At 70.5% G+C, this 23,276-nt stretch carries 14 protein-coding genes; 2 read left to right on the plus strand and 12 right to left on the minus strand.

What is annotated here, in order from left to right:
* Positions 1-53 precede the first annotated feature (53 nt).
* The 5 genes from AC5JOC_RS15395 to AC5JOC_RS15415 form a co-directional block, all read right to left on the minus strand.
* On the minus strand, positions 54-4,037 hold the full coding sequence (locus AC5JOC_RS15395; protein ID WP_494246742.1) for a family 43 glycosylhydrolase: 3,984 nt from the start codon (positions 4,035-4,037) through the stop codon (positions 54-56).
* Between the two features lie 246 nt (positions 4,038-4,283).
* Positions 4,284-6,041 (minus strand): glycoside hydrolase family 35 protein, encoded by a 1,758-nt coding sequence (locus tag AC5JOC_RS15400; protein WP_494246743.1) that lies wholly within the window; start codon positions 6,039-6,041, stop codon positions 4,284-4,286.
* Between the two features lie 117 nt (positions 6,042-6,158).
* Positions 6,159-7,511, minus strand: coding sequence for an ABC transporter substrate-binding protein (locus AC5JOC_RS15405; RefSeq protein WP_124769910.1), 1,353 nt, complete (start codon positions 7,509-7,511; stop codon positions 6,159-6,161).
* Positions 7,512-7,579: 68 nt separating this feature from the next.
* A complete protein-coding gene (locus AC5JOC_RS15410) occupies positions 7,580-8,530 on the minus strand; it encodes a carbohydrate ABC transporter permease (RefSeq protein ID WP_064296051.1) in 951 nt (316 codons plus the stop codon).
* On the minus strand, positions 8,530-9,453 hold the full coding sequence (locus AC5JOC_RS15415) for a carbohydrate ABC transporter permease (protein WP_064296050.1): 924 nt from the start codon (positions 9,451-9,453) through the stop codon (positions 8,530-8,532). The genes AC5JOC_RS15410 and AC5JOC_RS15415 overlap by 1 nt, the downstream gene beginning before the upstream one ends.
* Before the next feature lie 150 nt (positions 9,454-9,603).
* Between AC5JOC_RS15415 and AC5JOC_RS15420 the strand changes: the two genes are divergently transcribed.
* Both AC5JOC_RS15420 and AC5JOC_RS15425 read left to right on the plus strand, forming a co-directional pair.
* On the plus strand, positions 9,604-10,644 hold the full coding sequence (locus AC5JOC_RS15420) for a LacI family DNA-binding transcriptional regulator (protein WP_494246744.1): 1,041 nt from the start codon (positions 9,604-9,606) through the stop codon (positions 10,642-10,644).
* A 369-nt stretch (positions 10,645-11,013) separates the two neighbouring features.
* Entirely contained in the window at positions 11,014-14,922 is a 3,909-nt protein-coding gene (locus AC5JOC_RS15425; RefSeq protein WP_494246745.1) for a glycoside hydrolase, read from the plus strand.
* 294 nt (positions 14,923-15,216) lie between these two features.
* On the opposite strand, the gene AC5JOC_RS15430 is transcribed toward AC5JOC_RS15425, so the two are convergent.
* The 7 genes from AC5JOC_RS15430 to AC5JOC_RS15460 all read right to left on the minus strand — a co-directional run bounded on the left by AC5JOC_RS15430 (position 15,217) and on the right by AC5JOC_RS15460 (position 23,176).
* Positions 15,217-15,486 carry an HPr family phosphocarrier protein gene (locus AC5JOC_RS15430; RefSeq protein WP_056014456.1) on the minus strand — a complete coding sequence of 90 codons (270 nt, stop codon included), beginning with the start codon at positions 15,484-15,486 and terminating at the stop codon, positions 15,217-15,219.
* A gap of 79 nt (positions 15,487-15,565) precedes the next feature.
* Complete coding sequence (locus tag AC5JOC_RS15435; protein WP_494246746.1) at positions 15,566-17,608, minus strand: PTS fructose transporter subunit IIABC; 2,043 nt, start codon at positions 17,606-17,608, stop codon at positions 15,566-15,568.
* A 120-nt stretch (positions 17,609-17,728) separates the two neighbouring features.
* On the minus strand, positions 17,729-18,730 hold the full coding sequence (locus AC5JOC_RS15440) for a 1-phosphofructokinase family hexose kinase (RefSeq protein ID WP_426737861.1): 1,002 nt from the start codon (positions 18,728-18,730) through the stop codon (positions 17,729-17,731).
* The gene (locus AC5JOC_RS15445) at positions 18,727-19,515 is read right to left on the minus strand and encodes a DeoR/GlpR family DNA-binding transcription regulator (protein WP_085512485.1); all 789 of its coding nucleotides are present in this window, start codon (positions 19,513-19,515) and stop codon (positions 18,727-18,729) included. Before AC5JOC_RS15445 ends, AC5JOC_RS15440 begins: the two co-directional genes overlap by 4 nt.
* A gap of 312 nt (positions 19,516-19,827) precedes the next feature.
* Positions 19,828-21,267, minus strand: coding sequence for a phytoene desaturase family protein (locus AC5JOC_RS15450; protein WP_494246747.1), 1,440 nt, complete (start codon positions 21,265-21,267; stop codon positions 19,828-19,830).
* A 146-nt stretch (positions 21,268-21,413) separates the two neighbouring features.
* Complete coding sequence (locus tag AC5JOC_RS15455; RefSeq protein ID WP_137243732.1) at positions 21,414-22,439, minus strand: HTTM domain-containing protein; 1,026 nt, start codon at positions 22,437-22,439, stop codon at positions 21,414-21,416.
* Positions 22,436-23,176 carry a DUF5819 family protein gene (locus AC5JOC_RS15460; protein WP_494246898.1) on the minus strand — a complete coding sequence of 247 codons (741 nt, stop codon included), beginning with the start codon at positions 23,174-23,176 and terminating at the stop codon, positions 22,436-22,438. The genes AC5JOC_RS15455 and AC5JOC_RS15460 overlap by 4 nt, the downstream gene beginning before the upstream one ends.
* Positions 23,177-23,276 lie beyond the last annotated feature (100 nt).

Raw genomic sequence — 23,276 nt, forward strand, 5'->3', positions numbered from 1 at the left:
CCGGATGGCGGACGTTCGTCCCCTCGCCCGGGCACGGGCGAGGGGACGTGGAGTCAGCGTCGGACGATCATGATCCAGGAGAGCTGCACGTCGGTGCCGCCGCCCGAACCGACCGGATCGAGGGTGATCGACAGGCGGCCGTCCGCGTCCGGCTGCACGGACGACAGCGTCGCCACCGTCGGAGTGCCGGTGATCGGTTGCGCGCTGAGCAGCGTCGCACCGTTCGCCCCGATGTCCGCGCGCCGGTTGTCCGCCCACTGCGACCACGGGTCGTACAGCCCGACGTACACGTCGTAGCTCCCCGCGTCGAGGGAGTCGAACGCGTACTCCAGGGTGCGGTCGGTCGCGGAACTCGCGACGTAGCGGAGCGACTCCGAGAACGGCCCGTCGGTCGTGCCCGTCTCCGCGCCGACGACGCCCCAGTTCGCGCCGGTGGCCGCGTCGGCCCCGAGCGTCCGGTCGGACGTCGAGTTGAGCAGGGTGCCGTCGGCGTCCGCCACCGAGCGGATCGCGTCGTACTCGGGCGACGCCGATCCCCCGGCGTCGACGAGGTAGACGAGGTCCTTCGGGACGACCGTCACCTGCCGGGTCACCGGGCGGGACACGCCCTCGACCGCGCCGGTGAGCGAGACCGGACCGGGGACGGCGAGCGCAGCGGTGTCCCAGGTGATCGTCCGGGTGGTCGTCGTGCCGCCCTCCGTGACCTGCGCCTCGCTCGGCAGGGTGCTCGCATCGCCGAGTCGGACGGTCGTCGGCACGTCGACGTCGACCGCGACCTTGCCCTTCCCCTCGAGGTCCGCGAGCGTCCACTCGTCGTACCACTTCAGGGACAGGGATCCGTCGTCGCCGAACTCGAGCGGGAGCCAGACGGCCGGCGCGTTGCGGAGGTCGGACGGCGTCCAGCGGTCACCCATGTAGATGAACTTGCCGGCGGCCGCGTCGATGGGGATCACGGACGTGCTCTGGCTGCCGTGGGTCGTCGACGCACCGGAGCCGCTCACCGGGTTACCGTGGTCGGTCCACTCCCCCAGCATCGAGTCGGCGGTGGCGTACTTGGCCGGGTTGGGGTTCCAGCCGGTCGCGCCCGAGGTGATGAGGTAGTACGTGCCGTCGTAGACGAACACCGCCGGGGCCTCGCGCTGCCCACCGATGTAGGTGCGGGTGAAGTCCTCGCCCTTCACGGCGCGGTCGACGGGTGCCGACAGGAACATGAAGTTCGACGACAGCTTGGAGATGAAGAGGGTCAGGTTCTCCTCGCTCGCGTAGATGATGTAGCCGGTGCCGTCGACGTCGGTGAAGAGGTTCATGTCGCGGGCCATGCCGGGGCTGTCGGGCTGGTAGTTGGGCTCGCCCTCGGGCGCGACGTTCAGGCGGTAGCTGTCCACGTAGCGGAACGGGCCGGTCGGTGAGTCGGAGACCGCGACGCCGGCGGTCGCCTTCGCGTACTGCGCGTCGGACGTCGCGCTCGGGCCGTCGGTGTGGATCCACATGACCCACTGTTCGGTTGCGGCGTTGTACATGACCTTCGGCCGCTCGAGGATCGCTGCGGGGACGGCCGGGTCGCTCGGGACCGTCAGGAGGTCGCGGACGACCGCCGCGCGTTGCCGGGCCGTGTAGTCGGCGTACAGCTCGGCTGCGGCCGGATCGGTCGTGAGCTGGTCGGCGGTCGACAGGGCCTGCAACGCCAGACCTTCGTCGGTCCAGTTGTAGAGGTCGCGCGAGGAGTACACGTGCACCCCGCGGCTGCTCGCGTAGCCGTTCCACCGGTCTTCGCCGTACCAGTAGTAGATCGGCTGGCCGTCGGCGTCCGTCGACGGCACGACCTGCCCGCCGTGCGCCTGGATCGGGTTGCCCTGGTCGTCGACCCAGGCCTGGCCCGGGCGGAACGAGTCGTAGGTGACGATCGGCCGGAGTGCGGTGCGTGCGGCACCGAGCGCGTCGTAGGCGGCGGTGAGTGCCGCGGTGTCGGTCGACCCGGCGTCCACGAGCGCCTGGGCGTCGGCGATCGCCGCGTCGAGGACGGCGAGCGAGTCGGCGACGTAGCCGGCGCGCTGCCCCTCGTCGAGCGTGACGGCTCGGATCTTCGCCGCGAGCACCTCGGTGGACGCCGTGTGCGGCGCTCGGATGACGAGGTAGTTCACCGCGGGGTCGGTGTAGGTGTTGGTCCGACCCGCCGGGCTGTGGACCTCGAGGTCGAGGGTGCCGTCGTCGACGCTCACGGTGAGCTGCTGCTCGAGGAGCGCGCCGGCTGGCGCGGTCACCTGGGCGAGCGTCTCGCCCTCGGCCCGGAGGTCGAGCGGTCGTGCCGCCCAGCCGCTCGGCAGGTTGAACCCGAGGGTGACCTCGTACTCGCCGGCCGGGAGGTCGAAGGCGTAGTCGACCGACCGCGTCGGGAGGGAGCTGCCCGCGGGCGGTGCGTCGTACCGGAGGGAGGCGGTCTTCTCGGTCCCGGAGGAGCTGTTCGCCGTCGGGTTGCTGTTCGCGTCGGCGACGAATCCCCAGGACGCGCCGGTGGCGGCGTCGACCCCGTAGGACTGGTCGGTGCGTGACTGGTACAGCCCGATGTGGTCGCCGGCGGAGACCGCGTCGGTCACCGTGCTGCCGGCGTTCGCGAAGTAGAGGACGAAGTCGTTGGCGACGAGTTCGTCGACCGTCGGGCTCGGGTAGCTCGGTGCAGCCTCGGCGCGTGGTGCGTCCGCCGTGACGAGGGCGCCGGAGAGCCCGAGCGCGAGGACGACCGCGCCCGCGACGCCACTGCGCCCGACACCGCCGCTGGAGGAGGCGTCCTCGGCGGCGCTCGAGGCCCCGACCCGACGACGGCGGAGGATGAGCAGTGCACCCGCGAGCAGGAGCACCGCAGCCACGATCACCGCGGCGGCGATCGAGACACCCGACACGGCGAGCCCACCGGCACCGCCCGCATTCGTGCCCGAGCCCGGCTGACCGGCCCCCGGGTCCGCCCCGGGCTCGCCGCCCGGCCCGGTTCCGGGATCGGTGCCGCCGGGCAGGGAGTCGACGGTGTTGCCCGGGCCGCCGTTCGTGCCACCGGCGACGGGGACTGCACCGGCCGCGGCGACGGCACCCGTCTCGCCGAGCGCGACACCGGCCGCGAGCAGACCGTCGGGCAGTGCCGAACGGGCGTCGTCGGCACCCCAGACGGTGACCGATCCGTCGGCGGCGATCGCCCCGGACAGGTACGGACCCGCGAAGACACGGACGACGTCGACCCCGTCGAGGGACGCCGGCACCTCGGTCTGGCCGGAGCCGTCCGCACCCCAGGCGAGGACGGTGCCGTCGTCGGCGAGGGCGAGCGCGTGGTCGGTGCCGGCGGCGAGCTGCACGACGTCCTCGTCGGCGAGCGCCGTCGGGAGCTCGAGCTGCCCGGCGTCGCTCCGACCCCAGGGGACGACGTCACCGTCGTCGGTGAGGGCGACGGTGAAGCCGGATCCGATCGCGACGTCGGTCACGCGTGCACCGTCGAGCGCGGTCGGGAGGTCGTTCTGTCCGAACGCGTCGTCACCCCAGAGCGCGAGCGTGCCGTCGGCGCGGACGGCGGCCGAGTTCGGTCCGCCGGCGGCGATGCGGAGGACCCGGTCGAGTCCTGCCGGGACCGTGGCCTGGCCGTCGGCGTCGCGGCCCCAGGCGGTGACGGTGCCGTCGGCGGCGAGCGCGAGCGAGTGGTTCGTGCCGGCCGCGACCTGGGTGATCGTCCCCGTGAGGCTCGGGACGGTCGCCTGACCGAAGCCGTCGGCGCCCCACGCGAGCACGGTGCCGTCCGCACCGAGCGCGACGGCGTGGCCGAGACCGGCGGCGACACCGGTGACCGGGGTGCCGACGAGCTCCGCGGGAGCCGCGGGGTCGCCCCAGCTGAGCAGGGTCGCCGCGGGCGCCTCGGCAGCGGCCGCGCTCCCGGCCGTCAGGGCGGTGGTGCCGACGATGGCGACCGTCAGGAGGCCTGCGGCGAGACCACCCCGCCGCAGGACGGCGGCACCTCCATCCGGTGTCGATCGGTCGGGTCGTCTCGTCGCTCGTCGCATGCTGCGGCGTCCTTTCACGTCATCGTGGGGTGCTGCGGAGGTGGTGCTCAGGTGCTGCGGCCCTTCGACAAGCTCAGGGACCGGGGTTGAGGTCAGGGACCGGGGTGTGAGGTGCTGGCGTTTGGATCGGTCCCTGAGCCTGTCGAAGGGCGGGGAGCGGACCTGTGACCCTTCGACAAGGTCAGGGACCGGGTGGTGCGGTCGGCGCCGCGTCTGTGCGGGCGACGCCGACCGGATCGTGGGCGGCTAGAACTCGGTCGGGCCGAGCGAGGGGCGGGCGAGGAAGGAGAGCGTCGGCGTCGTGAGCGCATGGAACTCGAACACCGTGAAGCGGTTCTCCCCGGCACGGAGCTGGCCGCCGGGGACGTACAGCGTGTGCTGCGGCCCCCGCGACCAGTAGCGGCCGAGCAGGAAGCCGTTCACCCAGACGAGCCCCTTGCCCCAGGCTGCGGTGTCGAGGAACAGGTCGGTGGGCGCGTCGAGCGTGACGGTGGCGGTGAGGAGGACCGGCCCGGCACCGCTGATCGTGGCGCCGGACGTGCGCGTGGCTGCGGCGTCGACGACGGCGTCGAGCCGGTCGAGGGCCACGGGCGCGATGCCCCACGACGTGAGTTCCACGCCGTCGAGCGACACGGGCCCGATGATCCCCTTCGGCTCCCCCAGGCGCTTGCCGTAGTTGACGCGGCCCTGGTTCTCGAGGAGGAGTTCGAGCGTCTCACCCGCCGGGATGACGATGGACCGCTCCTTGAACTCGCGGGTGAGTGCACCGACCGGCACGCCGTCGACGGAGACGACCACGCGGTCGCGCACCTCGGCGAACCGGAGCACCCCGCCGCGTCCACCGAGCGACGCCCGGTAGCGCGCCAGACCGCTGAACGCTCCGAGTTCGTCCATCGTCGGGATCCGGTCGAACGCCTGGAGCGGCGCGATCTCGTCGGCCACGTCCGCGAACGGGACCTCCTGCTCGAAGGACGCGGTGAACGCCGGGGCGTCCGTCGCCGCCGGTGGGATCTCCGTCGGCACCTCGGCGTACTTCGCGATCACGTCGCGGAAGGCGAAGAACTTCTCCGTCGGGTGGCCGGCCTCGTCGAGGGGCGCGTCGTAGTCGTAGGAGGTGACGTGCGAGCGGTACTGGCCCTTGTCGTTCGCGCCACCGGTGAACCCGAAGTTCGTGCCGCCGTGGAACATGTAGATGTTCACGGACGCGCCGGCAGCGAGGAGGGCGTCGAGGTCCGCCGCCGTCTCGGCGATGGGCGTCGTGTGGTGGTGCTCGCCCCAGTGGTCGAACCAGCCGTCCCAGAACTCGGAGCACATGAGCGGCCCGGTCGGCTGGTGCTCACGCAGGGTCGCGAGGCGTTCGAGCGAGCGGCTGCCGAAGGAGCCGGTCTTGTGGAGTTCGGGGATGCTGCCGTCCTCGAGCATCTGGGCCGTGGGCTGGTCGACGGTCGTCAGCGGCACGGTGATGCCGAGCTCGCGGGTCCAGTCGGTCAGCGTGCGGAGGTAGGCGTGGTCGTCGCCGTAGGCGCCGTACTCGTTCTCGACCTGCACGAGGATGACGGGACCGCCGCGGTCGATCTGCAGCGGGGCGACGATCGGCAACAGCGCCTCGAAGTACTCGCGGACGGCGGCCAGGTAGCGCGGTTCGCTGCGACGGAGGCCGAGCTCGGGGTCGTGCAGCAGCCAGCCGGGGAGGCCGCCGTTGTCCCACTCGGCGCAGATGTAGGGGCCGGGACGCACGATCGCGTACATGCCGGCGTCGGCGACGAGGCCGAGGAAGCGTTCGAGGTCGTTCACGCCCGTGGTGTCGAACACGCCGCGCTCGGGGCTGTGCTGGTTCCACGCGACGTAGGTCTCGATGGTGTTGAGGCCCATGAGCTTCGCCTTCGCGATGCGGTCCGCCCACTGCTCGGGGTGCACCCGGAAGTAGTGGAGGGCTCCGGAGATGATCCGGAACGGCTGACCGTCGAGCAGGAAGTCGTCGTCGCCGATGGAGAAGGTGGGCATGCTGGGGCTCCGTGATGAAGGGGTGCGGATGGAGCGACCACGGCCGGCCGGAGCGGATCCCGGAGGACCCTCCGACCGGCCGCGGTCGATGGTGCTGGTGCTACAGGTGCCGTTCGACTACTTCTCGGTGACCGTGAAGCCCTGCGTGTTGCCGTACTCGACGAGCTGCTTCTGCCAGTCGGCGAGACCGTCGTTCAGGTCGGCCTTGTTCGCGTAGGACTGTCCGACGGTGTCGGCGAAGATGCTGTTCGCGTAGACCTGGTACGGCAGGTACTGCCAACCGGTCGACACGTCCTTCGCGCCCTGCACGAGGACCTCGTTGATCTTCTGGCCACCGAAGTACTCGGGAGCTGCGGAGAGGAACTCGTCGGAGTTGAGGTCGGCGGTCGTCGCCGGGAAGCCGCCGTTGTCGAGGAAGACCTTGACGCTGTCCTCGTCGTTGTTCAGCCACTTGAGGAAGCCCGCGGCGAGCGCCGGGTTCTTGCTCTGCTTCAGCACGACCTGGCCACCGCCACCGTTCTCGGCGTTGGCGGGCTTGCCGTCGTAGGTCGGGATCGGTGCGACGCGCCACTGACCGGAGGCCTCGGCGACGGACGACTCGAGCACACCGGGCATCCAGGCGCCCGTGATGAGCGTCGCGATGCTGCCGTTGCCGAGCGACTTGTACCAGTCGTCACTCCATCCCGGGACCTCGGAGAGGAGGTCGCCCTCGACGAGCTGGTTCCAGGTGTCGGCCCACTTCTTGGAGCCCTCGTCGGCGAGGTTGACGCTCACCTTGGTGCCGTCGGCGGTGAACGGACGTCCACCGGCCTGCCAGATCATGCTGGTCGCGAAGCCGGAGTCACCGGAGTCGTTGGTGATGTACTTCGACGGGTCGGCCGTGTGCAGCTGTGCGGCTGCCGCGATGTACTCGTCCCAGGTGGTCGGCACGGCGATGCCGTACTGGTCGAACACCGTCTTGTTGTAGAACATGGCCATGGGGCCGGAGTCCTGCGGGAGGGCGTAGAGGCCGTCGCCGATGTTGACGGAGCTCCACGGGCCGGGGCTGTAGTCGTCCTTCAGGTCGCCGAAGCCGTAGGCGTTGAGGTCGACGAGGGAGTCGCTGAGCGCGAACTGCGGGATGGCGTAGTACTCGACCTGCGCGACGTCGGGGGCACCCTTACCGGCCTTGATCGCGTTCTGCAGCTTCGTGTACTCGGTGGTGTTGGTGCCGGCGTTGACGAGGTTGACCTTGACCTTGGGGTAGGCCTTCTCGAACGCGGCGACCTGCGCCTCGGCGGAGGGCGTCCAGGACCAGTAGGTGATCTCGCCACCGGCTTCGAGGGCGGACTCGATGTCCTTGGCGTCGCCAGAGGCGGTGCTGCCGCCGCCGGACGAGCAGGCGACGAGCGAGGCTCCGATCATCGCGGACGCGACGGCCGCCGTGGCCGCGCGGCGCAGAACCGTGCGAGACGGTGAGATGCGCTTCATGGGTGTTTCCTTTCACTGCGTTGGGAGGAGGAGGTGATGCGGGTGGTGCGGGTTGGGAACGGCGGGGATCAGCCCTTGACGCTGCCGGCACTCAGGCCGGACTGCCAGAAGCGCTGCAGGAAGAGGAACGCGATGACGATCGGGACGATGGTCAGGAGCGATCCGGTGATCACGAGGTTGAAGATCGGCTGCGCGGCGACACCGGTGGCCTGGGCGCTCCACTGGCTGAGGCCGACGGTGAGCGGATACCAGGTCGGCTCCGACAGCATGATGAGCGGCAGGAAGTAGTTGTTCCAGGTCGCGACGATCGCGAAGAGGAGCACCGTGACGATGCCGGGGCCGAGGAGTCGCAGCGAGATCGTGAAGAAGGTGCGGAACTCCCCCGCGCCGTCCATGCGGGCGGCCTCGAGCAGCTCGGTCGGGACCGCGTCCACCGCGTACGTCCAGATGAGGTACAGGCCGAAGGGACTGACGAGCGAGGGCAGGATGACCGCCCACGGCGTGTTCGTGAGGCCGAGCTGGCTGAACATCAGGAAGGTCGGGACGGCGAGGGCCGTGCCCGGCACCGCGATGGAGCCGAGGATGATCGCGAACACGGCGCGCTTGCCGGGGAACCGGAACTTGGCGAGGCCGTAGCCGCCGATCGTCGCGAGGAGCGTCGCCCCACCGGCACCGACCACCACGTAGAGCAGTGTGTTGCCGAACCAGCCGACGAACTGCCCGTCGCGGTAGGTGAGCGTGTCGACGATGTTCTGCCAGAGGTTGAACCCGCCGTCGCCGAACCAGAGGCCGAAGGAGGTGAAGAGGTCGGGCTGGGACTTCGTCGCGTTGATGACGAGCCACAGGATCGGGACGACCGAGTAGATGAGGAAGACGGCCATGACGATCGTGAGGACGATCGAGCGCTTGCGGCGCGGGTCGTGGCGCTTCCGGGTGGGCCGGTCGAAGGCGCGCGGGTTGCGGGCGGTCCGGGTCGACACGGTCTGCGGGCGGACGGTCGGGTTCGAGACGGTGGCCATCAGCTGTTCTCCTGTCGGGAGCCGCGCACCTGCACGACGTAGGCGATGACGGCGGTGATGACGCCCATGATGATCGCGACCGTCGCCGCGAGGTTGAACTGCTGGCCGGCGAAGGACAGGTTGTAGGCGTACATGTTCGGGGTGAAGTTGCTCGTGATCACGTTGGGCGCGAGGTTCTTCAGCAGGTTCGGCTCGTTGAAGAGCTGGAAGGACCCGATGACGGAGAAGATCGTCGCGATGACGAGCGCTCCGCGGAGGGCGGGGATCTTGATGCTGAAGACGGTGCGGAACTGTCCGGCCCCGTCGATCTCGGCCGCCTCGTAGATCTCACCGGGCACGACGCGGAGGGCGGCGTAGAAGATGAGCATGTTGTAGCCCATGAACTCCCACGTCACGATGTTGCCGATGGAGGCGAGGACGGCCTGGGAGCTGAACGGCTCGAGGATCTGGGCACCGACGAGGTCGTTGAAGCTGCCGGCGAGACCGAACTGGTCGCCGTAGATGAAGCCCCAGATGAGCGCCGCGACGACGCCCGGGACGGCGTACGGCAGGAAGAGCGCGATGCGGAAGAAGGCGGCGCCGTGGAGCCTCGCGCTGTCGAGCGCGAGCGCGGCGGTGAGCGACAGGGCGAGCATGATCGGCACCTGCACGACGAAGAACAGTGCGACGCGACCGAACGGCTCCCAGAACTTCGGGTCCTGGAGCACCTGGGCGTAGTTCTCGAAACCGACGAAGGCGTTGCCGCCGATGAGCTTCTCCTGGAAGAAGCTGAGGTAGAGCGCATAGACGAGCGGCGCGATGATCATCAGCGCGAAGACGATCATGAAGGGGGCGATGAACGCCCAGCCCTTCCAATCCCGGCGGTCGCGTCGGTGGACACGGACCGCTGGTGGCCGGCCGGTGCGAGCGGTCGTGGTGGTCATGGGCAGCTTCCTTGCTGGGATTCGGGCGGAACCGTCGTGCGGTGGAGCCGTGCGGGGGTGGGATCGCGGTGGATGTTTACGTCAACATCTGATCGGTACCATAGCATGTTCACGTCAACATGCAAGGATGGATGCGACGATAGGGAGACCATGACGGACACCACCCGGAGAGCGCCTGGCCGCGCCAGGCGAGCACCGTCGATGGCGGACGTCGCGGCGCACGCCGGCGTCTCCTCCCAGACCGTCTCCCGCGTCGCGAACGGGCTGACCAACGTCGACGACGGCACCCGCGACCGCGTGCTGGAGGCCATGAACGAGCTCGGCTACCGCCCGAACAAGGCCGCTCGCGCCCTGCGATCCGGGCGAACCCGCAGCATCGGGATCACGATGTTCACGCTCTCCTCCTACGGCAACATGCGCACCCTCGACGCGATCACGGTCCAGGCCGCACGGGCCGGCTACTCGGTCACGGTCGTCCCCGTCGAGTACCCGACGCAACGCGACGTCGCGGTCGCACTCGACAGCCTCCGCGAGCAGGACGTCGACGGCCTCATCATCGTCATCGAGTCGCACATCGTCGACGGCGCCGACGTCGAACTGCCCGCAGGTCTCCCGGTCGTCGTCATCGACTCCGCGGCACGCACCGACTACCCGGTCGTCGACAACGACCAGGCGCAGGGCGCGGCGCTCGCCACTCAGCACCTCCTCGACCTCGGACACCAGGGCGTCTGGCACATCGCCGGCCCCCGCACCTCGTACTCGGCGGCTCGTCGCGAGCAGAGCTGGGCCGACACGCTGCGCGAGGCCGGCATCACGCCGCCGCCCGCGTTCCGTGGCGACTGGTCGACGACCTCGGGGTACGAGATCGGCCTCGAGATCGCCGAGCGCCCGGAGATCACGGCCGTGTTCGCCTCGAACGACCAGATGGCGCTCGGACTCCTCCGCGCCCTGCACGAGCGCGGGCGTGCCGTGCCGGAGTCGATCAGCGTCGTCGGCTTCGACGACACCCCGGAATCGGACTCGTTCTGGCCGCCGCTCACGACGGTGCACCAGGACTTCGACGAGATCGGACGCCGGGCGATCACCACGCTCCTCCGCGAGATCGAGGAGGGCCCGCAGCTCTCCACCGAGCCCCTCACGCCGACGTCCCTCGTCGTCCGCGCGAGCACGGCTCCCCCGCCCGCGCGCTGAGGCGAGCGAGACACTCCACGCGGTCATTGAGCCTGTCGAAATGCCCACGGCGACACCTCGACCAGCTCGGCGAACGAATCCCCGGTCATTGAGCCTGTCGAAATGCCCACGCCCGCACTTCGACAGGCTCAGTGACCGGCGTAGGGGCCCAGTGACCGGCGTAGGGGCCCAGTGACCGGCGTAGGGGTCCAGGGGCCTCAGTGACCGGAACGGACCGGAATGGGGCCGCAGTGACCGGGCCCGCCTTGACACCCGAGCGAGGGGTCGCCCATACTCGTCGGAAATGTTGACGTGAACACGGTGGTTCGACGCCGCTGAATGTTCACGTGAACATCCCCTGCACCACGGCCTCCAACGAAGGAACCACCGATGACACTGCCGTCACCAGTCCGCCGACGAACGATCGGAGCGACCGTCGCCGTCGCCCTCGGCATCGCCGCGATCGCACCAGCACTCGCCACCGTGGACGCCGCACCTGCGGCCGCCGCGGAGAGCACGCCCCTCACCATCACCCCCAACCCGGCCTACCAGAACGAGGCGTTCGAGGGCTGGGGCACGAGCCTCGTCTGGTTCGCCAACGCGACCGGCGACTACCCCGCGGACGTCCGCCAGGACCTGTTCGACAAGGTGTTCGGCGAGGACGGCCTCAACCTCAACATCGCGCGCTACAACATCGGTGGCGGCAACGCGAGCGACGTCCCGCCCTACCTGCGGGCCGGCGGCGCGGTCGACGGCTGGTGGAACCCGGACCTCGCCGCGAGCGACGCCGACGGCCCCATCACCTCCGACTACGCCGACCGCGACCGCTACGCCGCCGCCTGGGACGCCGACGACCCGGCCTCCTACGACTTCGACGCCGACGAGACCCAGCGCTGGTGGCTCACGGCGCTCAAGGACAAGATCACCAAGTGGGAGGCGTTCAGCAACTCCCCGCCGTACTTCATGACCGAGAGCGGCTACGCGTCGGGCAACTTCAACGCCGCCGACGAGCAGCTGAAGCCGGAGAGCGTCGACGACTTCGTCGCGTACCTCACCACCGTCGTCGACCACCTCGAGGCCGACACGGGCATCGACTTCGACACCATCGACCCCTTCAACGAGCCGAACACGAACTACTGGGGCACCCAGATCGACGAGGCCACCGGTTGGCCGAAGGGCGGACGCCAGGAGGGTGCGCACATCGGCCCGGCCATGCAGGACACCGTCATCAAGGCCCTCGCCGAGCGCCTCGCCGCCGAGGGCACCTCGACCGAAGCCGTCATCGCGGCCATGGACGAGACCAACCCCGGCATCTTCGCGACGAACTGGAACGGCTGGTCGCAGACCGCCAAGGACCTCGTCACGCAGCTCAACGTCCACAGCTACGGCCAGGGCGGCAGCGTCGTCGCGCGCGACATCGCGAAGACCGCCGGCAAGCCGCTGTGGATGAGCGAGGTCGAGGGCAACTGGGACTCCAGCGGCAAGCACAACCTCACGAACATCGACAACGGCATCGGTATGGCGACGCACCTCATCGACGACCTCCGCAACCTGGAGCCGACCGCGTGGGTGCTCTGGCAGCCCGTCGAGGACCTCTACAACATGGAGAAGGTCGAGAAGCTCAACTGGGGCAGCGTCCTCATCGACTTCGACTGCAACGCCGAGGGCGACTCCGAGCGACGCATCGCCGACGGCGACGCCGACCCGAGCTGCTCCGTGAAGACGAACGCGAAGTACAACACGCTCCGCAACTTCACCCACTACGTGCAGCCCGGTGACCACCTCATCCCGTCCACCGACGCGCAGACCACCACGGCGCTCCGTGCCGACGGCACCGGTGCGACCCTCGTGCACGCCAACCCGTCGACCTCGGCTCGGACGATCACCATCGACCTGTCGAAGTTCGCGGACATCGCTCCCGGCGCGACGGTCACGCCGATCGTGACGACGGAGTCCCCCGCGGACGACGTCACCGCCAACGCACTCGTGCAGGGCGACGCCGTGTCGATCGACCCGGTGACCAAGCAGGCGACGCTCACGGTCCCGGCGAAGTCGGTCACCACCTTCCTCGTCGACGGTGCGACCGGTGTCGCAGCCGACGCGGCGCCGTTCCAGGACGGACACGCCTACCAGCTCGTCGGCAAGCAGAGCGCGAAGGCGTTCACCGCCGCAGCCACGACCGGGACCGTCCCGGCCGGCACGATCACCCCGCGTGCCTCCGACGCCACGACCGGTGCCGCACAGGTGTGGACCGCCGAGCGACTCTCGGGCGGCGGCACGAACACCGACCGCTACGCCGTCCGCAGCTCGTCCGGGGCACTCCTCTCCGCGAACTCCGCCGGCACCTCGCTCGTCGCTGCGACGCGGGAACAGGCTGCGGCCGACCCATCGCTGCAGTGGATCCCGACGACGACCAACGGCTCCGACTGGAGCCTCGTGAACGTCGGGACCAGCCAGGCCCTCGAGGTCGGCGGGCAGTCCACCACGACGGGCGCCGCCGTCGGCGTCTACCAGTCGAACAACGGCGCGAACCAGACCTGGAACTTCGTCGACACCGCCCTCACGGGCGTGCAGCCGGTCACGGTGCAGACCGTCGCCGGTGTTCCGGCGGCGCTGCCCGCGACCGTGGTGCCGCTGTACGGCGCGGTCCAGGGCGCGCCGGTGCCGGTCACCTGGGACACCTCGGCCGTGGACTGGAACACGCCGGGCACGATCGTCGTGAACGGTTCCGGCACCGACGGCTGGGGTGCGGCGTTCACCGCGCAGGCCACCGTCGACATCGGTGGCTTCACGACCACCGAGCCGGTCTCCCTGACGGTCGCCGCGGGGTCCCCGGCAAGCGCCGTCATCGCTGCGGCACCGACCACGGTCCCGGCGCAGATCGGTGCGAGTGTCAACCGCTTCGACACGCCCGTCACCTGGGACTTCAGCACCCTCGACGACGCCGACCTCGCCGACACCGGTGTGGTGCAGGTGCGCGGCACGGCTGCCTCGAACGACCCGGCCGCGGCACCGATCGACGCACTCCTGTCGATCATCGTCACGGCGCCCGGTGAGCGGAACATCGCACCGGACGCCACGACCGTCGCGAGCGCGACGTCCACCGAGTCCGGCTATCCCGCGAGCAACACGAAGAACGGTGTGCGGAACGACAAGGGCTGGTCGAACTGGCGTTCGTCGAACAAGCCGGCGAGCGACACGCTGAGCTACGAGCTCGGCGGTGAGCACACGATCGAGCACGTCACCTTCTACGCCTACAAGGACGGGAGCACCAACAGCTGGCCGAGTGCACTGACCGTGCAGGTCCGCGACGCCGACGGCGCGTGGATCGACGCTCCGGGTGGGGCGGTCGCCGTGCCGGTCCCGACCGATGGGACGGCTCCGGTCGTCGACGTCGACCTCGGTGGCGTCACGACGAGTGCGGTGCGCATCGTGATGACGGCGTACGCGAACACCCACCTGGTCGTCTCGGAGGTCGAGATCTACGCGCTCGCACCGTCGGTCGCGACCGAGGCGAGCCTCGCCGCGCTGCGGGTGAACGGCACGCCGGTCGAGGGCTTCGACGCAGGCGTCCTCGAGTACGAGGTGCCGCTCGCCGGGTCCGCCGACCCGGTGGTCGACGCCATCCCGGCCGACCGCGACGCGACGGTGACGATCGAGCCGCTCGAAGCGGCACCGGCGGCTGACGCTCGCGCTGCGGCTGACGCGACCGACGGTGTCGTCATCACGGTGACGGCGGCTGACGGTGTGACCACGCAGTCGACGACCATCACCTTCGCCCGGACGGCGGTCGCGACCGCGACGCTGTCGAGCGTGGCCCGCGAGGGCGTGCCGACGACCGCGGCAGTCGTCGTGGACCCGGAGGACGCGGCCGTCGTCTACGCGTGGCTGCTCGACGACGAGGTCGTGGACGGAGCCGACACGGCGACGTTCACGCCGCCCACCGGCAGTGCTGGTGCCGCGCTCGCGGTGCGGGTCACGGTCTCGGCGGAGGGCTTCGCACCGGTCGAGACGACGTCCACGCCGGTGACGGTGCTCGCCGCCGCGGTGGACCCGGGGACCGATCCCGGCACCGACCCGGGGACGAACCCCGGGACCGGTCCCGGCACGGGCTCCGGCGGCGGCGCGGTCGGCGGTGGTGACGGCACGAGCTCGCCCTCGGGCGGTTCGGCCACCGGCGCCGACTCGCTGTCGCGCACGGGTGTGGACGTGTCGAGCATCGGGCTCGTCGCGCTGCTCCTCGGCCTCGTCGGCTTCGCGTCGGTGCTGCTCGCGCGTCGCCGCCGCTCCGCAGAGTAGGTCACTGCTGATGAACCCCGTCACCCGTCGTCGCGGGTGGCGGGGTTCGTCGCGTGTCGGCAGACGCGCGGTTCCCCGAGGACACTTCGACAAGCTCAGTGACCGGAACGGTTCCACGCTCCCGAGCCTTCGAAGGCCACGACAACCCACCCGACACGAACGGTTCCCCGAGGACACTTCGACAAGCTCAGTGACCGGAACGGTTCCCACGCTCCCTGAGCCTGTCGAAGGGCCCACGAGGAAGCCCCGCCGTCCGAGATGACTCGGGCGGCGGGGCTTCGTGGTGCGGGGTGACTACTCGGCGTCGAGGTCCGTCTCGAGGAGACCGGCGAGCTCGGCGAGCGCCTCGTCGGCACCCTCGCCCTCAGCGCGGAGGGTGACGACGTCGCCGTTGGTGGCGCCGAGGCTCATGATCGTGAGGATGCTCGAGGCGTCGAGCGGGCCCGAGTCGCCCAGCTCGATCGTGACGGGCACCGGCTGGCGCTTGACCGTCTCGATGAAGAGCTTGGCGGGGCGGGCGTGCAGCCCGACGCGGCTGGCGATGGTGGCTTGGCGTTCGGCCATGATGATGCTCCTTCTGCGGTTCGGTTGGTGCCGGCCGGACCAGTGGATCAGGTCAGGCTGTGGATCGGACGGGTACGGATCAGACGGTCGCGGGCTCGGTGGCGACCGCGGGGGCCGCCGTGTCGGCGCCGTCCACCGGACGACGACGGGCGAACCGCTTGAGCAGGATGACGGCGACGGCGGTGATGACCGTGCCGACGGCGACCGACAGGATGAACATCCCGATGTTGCCGATGGCGAAGAACACGAAGATGCCACCGTGCGGTGCCTGCGAGGTGACGCCGGTCGCCATGATGAGCGCACCGGTGGCGGCACCACCGAGGATCGACGCCGGGATGACGCGGAACAGGTCGGCCGCGGCGAACGGGATCGCACCCTCGCTGATGAACGCGGCGCCGAGCAGCCAGGCTGCCTTACCGTTCTCCCGCTCGACCGCGGTGAACGAACGACGGCTGAGGACGGTCGAGGCGAGTGCCATCGCGAGCGGCGGCACCATGCCGGCGGCCATCACGGCGGCCATGATCTGCCACGGTGCCTGGTTGGCGAGCGTTCCCGCACCGAGACCGGCGACGGCGAACGAGTACGCGACCTTGTTGACCGGACCGCCGAGGTCGAACGCCATCATCGTGCCGAGGATGACCCCGAGCAGGATGGCGGAGACGCCGGTGAGACCGGACAGCCACGAGTTGAGGCCGTTCATGAGCGCGGCGATCGGGCCGCCGAGGACGAGGATCATGAGGCCGGAGGCGACGATCGATCCGAGGAGCGGGATGATCACGACGGGCATCAGGCCGCGCAACCAGCGGGGCACGTTGAGTCGGCCGAGGCCGTAGGCGACACCACCGGCGAGCAGACCACCGACGAGTCCGCCGAGGAAGCCGGCGCTCATGAGGAGGGCGACGGCGCCGGCGACGAACCCGGGCGCGATGCCCGGTCGGTCGGCGATCGCGAAGGCGATGAAGCCCGCGAGGGCCGGGACGAGGAAGCCCATCGACGCGGCACCGATCGAGAACGCGACCGCACCCAGGTAGGTGCCGAGGCCGCCCGCCGGGAGGTTCGCGAGGCTGTTCTCGACGATGATCTTGCCGGCGTTCTCGGTGATGTTGTATCCACCGAGGAGGAAGCCGAGGGCGATGAGCAGACCGCCACCCGCGACGAACGGGATCATGTAGCTGACGCCGGTGAGCAGCCAGCGCTTGATCGACTGACCGACGTTGGCGTCCTTCTTGTCCGACGTCGACGCGGAGGCGTCACCGGCCGCTGCGGCGACCCGCGGGGCGTTCGGGTTCGAGATCGCGGCGACCGCGTCGTTGATGAGCTGTTCCGGGGCGTCGATGCCGCGCTTCACGGGAGCCTTGATGACGGGCTTGCCGGCGAAGCGGGTGACGTCGCGGACGTCCACGTCGACGGCGAAGATGACCGCCTGCGCCTTCGCGACGACGTCGGCGGGCAGCGGGGTCGCACCGGAGGCGCCCTGCGTCTCGACGTGCAGCTCGACACCGAGGCGCTTGGCGGTGGCGGCGAGCGAGTCGGCCGCCATGTAGGTGTGGGCGATGCCCGTTGCACACGAGGTGACCGCGATGAGCACGGGCCGTGCGGCCTGGTCGCCGGCCTCGACGGGAGCCGTCGCGGCGCGCTCGGCTGCGGGAGCCGACGCCGGCTTGGGTGCATCGCTGAGTGCACCATCGACGAGGGCGACCACCGCGGCGGCGTCGGGCGCCTCACGCAGCGAGGTCACGAACTCGGGCTTGATGAGCGAGCGGGCGAGCTTCGACAGGAGGGCGAGGTGCGCCTGGTCGGCGCCGTCCGGAGCCGCGATGAAGAAGAGGAGGTCGGCCGGGCCGTCGTCGGAGCCGAAGTCGACGAGCGGCGAGACGCGGGCCATCGCGAGCGTCGGCTCGGTGACGGCGGCCGAACGGCAGTGCGGGATCGCGATGCCGCCGGGGATGCCGGTGTCGGTCTTGCTCTCCCGCGCCCAGGCGTCGGCGAAGAGGGCCTCGGTGTCGGTGGCACGGCCGGCGCGGACGACGAGCTCGGCGAGCGCGCGGATGACACCCGCGCGATCGGTGCCGAGGTCGGCGTCGAGGGCGACGAGCCCTGGGGTGATGAGTGGGGTGGACATCTGGGTTCTCCTTCGAAACGGATGCTGGTGCTTCGGGTGGTCGGGGCGGCCCTTCGACAAGCTCAGGGACCGGGGTGGGCGGTCAGGGACCGGGGTGGGCGGTCAGGGACCGGGGTGCGGTCAGGGGGCGGAGGGGATCCGCTGCGGGAGCTGGGCGACGTCGATGGCGGCGGCGTCCGTCCCGCTGAGCGCCGGCACGTCGCTGCCCGGGAGTGCCGCGGCTGCGGCTCCGTGGGCGACGGCCTGCGCGAGGCGTGCTGCAGGTGCGTGACCTGCGGTTCGGGCGATCAGGTAGCCGGCGAGGGAGGAGTCCCCCGCACCGACGGTGCTGCGCGCGACGATCTTCGGGGCCCGGGCCGACCAGGCGGTGTCACCCTCCACGAGGACGGCTCCTCGGGAGCCGAGCGTGACGAGGACGGCGGCGACCGGGCCGGGTCGGTCCGTGGTGCCGATGAGCGTGGCGGCGACGGACGCGGCGAGCGCCGGGTCCGCCTCGATCTCGTCGCCGGACGCGGTGCCGGTGAGTTCGGCGAGTTCGGCACCGTTCGGCTTGATGAGGTCGACGCGTTCCCCGGTGACGGCGAAGGCGGCGAGGAGGGCGGCGAGCGGCTCCCCCGAGCTGTCGACGGCGACGAGCGGGCGAGTGCCGTCGGTGAGGGCGCGAGCGGCCCGGACGATCCGTGCGTAGAAGTCGGCCGGCAGCCCGGGTGGCAGCGAACCGGCGATGACGAGCCACTCGGCACTCGCGGCGGCACGGGCGGTCGCGTCGACGAGGCGTGCAGCGTCGTCCTCGGTGAGGAGCGGACCCGGCTCGTTGATCTTGGTGGTGGTGCCGTCGGGCTCGGTCAGCGTGATGTTGCGGCGCACGGGCTGCCCGGTCGGGACGGCGAGGACGTCGATGCCCTGCGCGCGGAGCGACTCGATCATCGGGTCGGTCGATTCGCCGGGGAGGACGGCGATGGTCGCCAACTCGGCGGCGGCGATCGCCCGCGAGACGTTGACGCCCTTGCCGCCCGGCTGCTCCCGGCTGGCGAGTGCGCGGAGGACCTCGCCGCGCTCGACGATGCCGGGGAGCTCCACCGTGTGGTCGAGCGAGGGGTTGGCGGTCAGGGTGATGATCATGCGACGACCACCTCGACACCCGCAGCCTCGAGGGCGTCCCCGAGCGTCGTCGGAACGACCTCGTCGGTGATGACGGTGTCGATCTCGTCGAGGGCGGCGAAGCGGATGAGCGCTTCCTCACCGAGCTTGGCGGCGTCGGCGAGGACGACGGCCCGTCGCGAACCGCGGACGATCGCCGACTTCACGGCGCCCTCGAGTTCGTCGGGCGTGCTGAGGCCGAAGTCGGCGCTGACCCCGTTGGCGCCGACGAAGGCGATGTCGGGACGGAAGCGGCCGAGCTCGTCGACGGTCGTGCTGCCGACCGCCGCGCTCGTGATGCCACGGACGCGGCCGCCGAGGAGGTGCAGTTCGACGTGGTCGCAGTGGTGGAGCGTCGCGGCGATCGGCACGGAGTTGGTGATGACCGTGAGCGTCTGGCCGGCGGTGGCCGGGCGCCAGGTGACGAGGAGGTCGGCGAGGTGGGCTGTGGTCGTGCCGGCGTCGATGACGATCGAGCCACTGAACGTGGCCGGGATGAGCCGGAGGGCCGCACGGGCGATCGTGGCCTTCGCGTCGCTCCGCTGGCCCTGGCGATCGGCGAGGCTGGCCTCGGCGACGGAGGCACGTGCTGCGGAGACGGCGCCGCCGTGGACGCGGCGCAGGACGCCGGAGGTTTCGAGCTGGTCGAGGTCGCGGCGGATCGTCTCAGCGGTGACGCCCAGCTCGCGGGAGACGTCGGCGACGGAGACCCGTCCGCTCGTCTTCACCCGGCTGGTGATGTGCTCGTGCCGCTCCGTCGCGTACATGCGTCGTCCTTGACCTTCGTTTCCGGTGTTGCAGGCTTGCAGTGCGAAGAAAGTATCACACAAACACAGAGAAACACAGATCCACGTCTTTTCCGGTCCCTGAGCTTGTCGAAGGGCGCAACCATCCCCGGTCCCTGAGCTTGTCGAAGGGCGCAACCAGTCTGCACCGGTCCCTGAGCTTGTCGAAGGGCGCACTTCGACAGGCTCAGTGACCGATCAGGGAGGTCGCTCAGTGACCGATCAGGGAGGTCGCTCAGTGACCGATCAGGGAGGTCGCTCAGCGACCGGTCCGGTGGGCGGGTCGGCAGCGGGTCAGGGCGCGAGGGACGGGACCGGCAGGCGGAAGGTGTGCCGCAGGGCGGACTCCGCCGCCAGGAACCCCGCCATCCCGTGCACGCCCATCCCCGGCGCGGCCGAGCTCGAGCAGAGGTACACCCCGGCCGCGGGCGTCCGCCACGGTTCGCGACGCACCACCGGGCGCCGCAGCAGCTGACGCAGCGACGGCTCGCCCCCGGAGATGTCGCCACCGATGTCGTTGGGGTTCTCGCGTTCGACGACGACGGTGTCGCGGCCCGCCTGCGCGATGATCGTGTCGCGGAAGCCCGGCGCGAACCGCTCGATCTGGTCGATGATCGCCTCCGACATGTCCACCCGGGACCCCTTCGGCACGTGGCAGTACGCCCACACCGTGTGCTTCCCCACCGGCGCGCGACTCGCGTCGAACAGCGAGGGCTGCGACAGCAGCACGTACGGTCGATCCGGATGGCGACCCGCGGCCACCGCGTTCTCGGAGGCGGCGATCTCCTCGGCTGTCCCACCGAGGTGCACGGTGGGGGCGTCGAGCAGTGCCCGGTTGGTCCACGGGATCGGCTCCGAGACCGCGAGGTCCAGCTTGAAGACGGCGTTGCCGTAGCGGAACCGATCGAGCGCACGGACGTAGTCGGTGGGGAGCCGGGACCCGACCGCCGCGACCATGTCCCGCGGGCTGGTGTCGAACAGGACCGCTGCGGACAGGGGCAGATCCGAGACGGCGGTGACCCGGTGTCCGGTGACGACGCGGCCGCCGTGCGCCTCGAGGTCGGCCACCATGGCGTCGGCGAGCGACTGCGCTCCGCCGATGGGCAGCGGCCAGCCGTCGGCGTGCGCGTTCGCGGCGAGGACGAGTCCGGCGCCCGCCGCCGGGAGCCCGGGGAGCCTCGTGATCGTGTGCGCCATGACCCCCGTGAGCATGCCGGGCGCGACCGTGCCCTCGAAGCGGCGCAGCCAGGCCGGGGATCCCTGTTCGAGCACCCGGAGGCCGAACGGGACGACGTCGAACAGCCGCTTCGGGATGGGCAGCAGCGGGTTCAGCGTGAACTCGGTCACGGCCTCCATGCGGTCGACGACGGGCTGCAGCAGCTCCCGCCACGCGATGCCGTCGACGCCGAGCGTGCCCACCGTCCGGTCGAGGTCGCGGTAGGCGATGCCGGCGCGGCCGCGGTCGAGCGGGTGCCCGTAGGAGGCCTCCGGGATCAGGTAGTCGACGCGCTCCGTCGCCTTCCACGCTCGGAAGAACGGTGAGGTCAGGACCATCGGGTGGATCGCCGAGCAGACGTCGTGACGGAAGCCCGGTTCGGTCAGCTCCTGCGTGCGCAGACCGCCGCCGATGGTGTCGGCTGCCTCATGCACCTCGACCTCGAGGCCGGCGCGCGCGAGGGTCACTGCAGCGGCGAGACCATTCGGCCCGCTGCCGACGACGACCGCATCCACCATCGCTCCAGCCTAGGTCGTGGGCGATGGACATGGGATGACGGGTTCCGCGACGCCCGCGCCGGCTGGGATGGAACGGGTGGCGGTCGGCGCAACCGTGGCGCCGACCGCCGGTTCGTCTCGCACCCGAACGCGCGAGACGGCTGTGGTCACGACGGCGAACCGGCCGACGTCGTGACGGGTCTTTCGGTCCTCTGGCGCTCCGGCAGCAGCTGGCGGAGCACTCCCCCGGCGTGCGACGCCCACCGACCGACGGCGACCCAACTGCGGTCGCGGACGAAGAGCAGGTCGAGGGCGATCATCGCGAGCGAGAACGGCCACAGCCCGAGGAAGAGGCCGATGCCGAGGTGCATCAGGATCGTGAAGCCGAGCGCGAGGATCCGCGTCGGCCGCCACAGGATCAGCACCGGGAACAGCAGCTGCACCCAGACCGACAGGAACGTGGCGACCCAGACGAACGGACCGACCTGCCAGGCGAGGTCGCTCAGCGCCGGGAACGGCCGGAACACGTCGAGGACGAGCGAGTAGTAGAACGCCGTGCCCTCCCGCCACTCGGGACCCATGAGCTTGTAGATGCCGGAGTTCACGTAGACGAGCATGATCTGGTACGCGCAGAGGAGGACCGCGGTGTTGTTGGCGGCGTTCGCGAGCCAGGCCGGGATCGCGAACCGACCGCGCAGGATCGGCCGCAGCGCTCGCCCCCGCCGCTTGGTGAGCCACGCGTCGACCGACCAGTGACGCGACAGGTCCGCGAACACCAGGAACAGCAGCGTGATGCGGATGATCGTGTCGCCGCCATTGGTCAGCACCGTGCTGTTGGTCGCGAGCCCCACCCAGAACACGAGCAGGACTGGCGTGACGAACCGGGTCTGCCAGCCGACGAGGAAGAGCAGCCCGAGCACGATGAGCACCCCGTAGGCGAGGTCGAAGACGAAGGCGCTGTCCTTCGTGAAGACGAGCTCGAACAGCGGGAACCACGCGCGACGGTTCGCCTCCGGGTCGACCCACTTCGACGCGACGCCCCAGAGGTAGTGGCGGTCGGCGAGGCTCGTGAACAGGAAGCTGACGATCGCGACACCGTAGAGGATCCGCAGGGCGGAGAGGCTGTAGCCGGCGTGCTTGGCACCCGTGACCCAGCCGGCGAACCGGTCGAACGATGCGCGGACGGCGTTCATCGTGCACCTCCGTAGCGGGTGACGACGTCGCGGTAGACGGCGAGGGTCTCCGGGTCGATGACGTCGTCGACGTGCCGCCAGCCGAAGGTGACGGCGGTGTCGTCGAACTGCTGCTCCTCGGAGAAGCGGTTCTCGAAGTCGTTCGGGCGGGTGCGGTCGATCCGCCACCGGACGCGCTCGACGTCCTGGTCGAAGTACGCCGTGGAGAACGCGGTCGCGTACTCCTTGAGCATGTAGTCGTAGCGGAGGAACCGGACGACGTCGCCCTGCCCCGAGCCCGGCGTCGTGCTGACGGCGTCGAGGTCGGCGATGAGCGACTCGGCCGACTGGGCGCGATACCCGCCACCGTCGGCTCGCTGGATGAAGGTGTCGCGGACGATCTCGCGCTGCTGGGCGTCGAGCGCGAGGTAGCGGGCGTTGTAGGCGAGCATCGCGTTCCACGAGGACTTCTGGATGCGCGACGGCTCGGCGTGGCCGGGGACGGCCTGCTGCTCGAGCTTCGTCACGTTGACCCAGTCGGACTTCACGAGCGTCCCGTCGGCGTCGCGCCACTGGGCCTGGACGGAGAAGGTGATGTTCGTCTTCATGATGCTCGGCGCGAAGACGTTCCACTTCTGCGTGAAGTACGGGCCGGCTGCGGCGACGACGGCACCACGGACGGGTGTGGTCGGTGAGACGATGACGAGGGTGCCCGCGACGTAGACGCCGACGAGGGCGATCGAGACCGCGGCGGCGATGCGCGCGGCCCGCTTCGGCGGGGCGGCTTCGTCCCGAGACGATCCCGCTCCCCGGTCCTGCCGACCGGGCGCCGGTGCCTGATCGCCGTCCGGTTCCCTC

The sequence above is a fragment of the Plantibacter sp. genome, assembly GCF_059073635.1.

Bases quoted from the DNA above. Each gene is read 5' to 3' on its own strand.
- AC5JOC_RS15450 (WP_494246747.1), bottom strand. From the start codon at position 21,267: ATGGTGGATGCGGTCGTCGTCGGCAGCGGGCCGAATGGTCTCGCCGCT.
- AC5JOC_RS15400 (WP_494246743.1), bottom strand. From the start codon at position 6,041: ATGCCCACCTTCTCCATCGGCGACGACGACTTCCTGCTCGACGGTCAG.
- AC5JOC_RS15395 (WP_494246742.1), bottom strand. From the start codon at position 4,037: ATGCGACGAGCGACGAGACGACCCGACCGATCGACACCGGATGGAGGT.
- AC5JOC_RS15425 (WP_494246745.1), top strand. From the start codon at position 11,014: ATGACACTGCCGTCACCAGTCCGCCGACGAACGATCGGAGCGACCGTC.
- AC5JOC_RS15405 (WP_124769910.1), bottom strand. From the start codon at position 7,511: ATGAAGCGCATCTCACCGTCTCGCACGGTTCTGCGCCGCGCGGCCACG.
- AC5JOC_RS15415 (WP_064296050.1), bottom strand. From the start codon at position 9,453: ATGACCACCACGACCGCTCGCACCGGCCGGCCACCAGCGGTCCGTGTC.
- AC5JOC_RS15430 (WP_056014456.1), bottom strand. From the start codon at position 15,486: ATGGCCGAACGCCAAGCCACCATCGCCAGCCGCGTCGGGCTGCACGCC.
- AC5JOC_RS15440 (WP_426737861.1), bottom strand. From the start codon at position 18,730: ATGATCATCACCCTGACCGCCAACCCCTCGCTCGACCACACGGTGGAG.
- AC5JOC_RS15455 (WP_137243732.1), bottom strand. From the start codon at position 22,439: ATGAACGCCGTCCGCGCATCGTTCGACCGGTTCGCCGGCTGGGTCACG.
- AC5JOC_RS15445 (WP_085512485.1), bottom strand. From the start codon at position 19,515: ATGTACGCGACGGAGCGGCACGAGCACATCACCAGCCGGGTGAAGACG.
- AC5JOC_RS15435 (WP_494246746.1), bottom strand. From the start codon at position 17,608: ATGTCCACCCCACTCATCACCCCAGGGCTCGTCGCCCTCGACGCCGAC.
- AC5JOC_RS15420 (WP_494246744.1), top strand. From the start codon at position 9,604: ATGACGGACACCACCCGGAGAGCGCCTGGCCGCGCCAGGCGAGCACCG.
- AC5JOC_RS15410 (WP_064296051.1), bottom strand. From the start codon at position 8,530: ATGGCCACCGTCTCGAACCCGACCGTCCGCCCGCAGACCGTGTCGACC.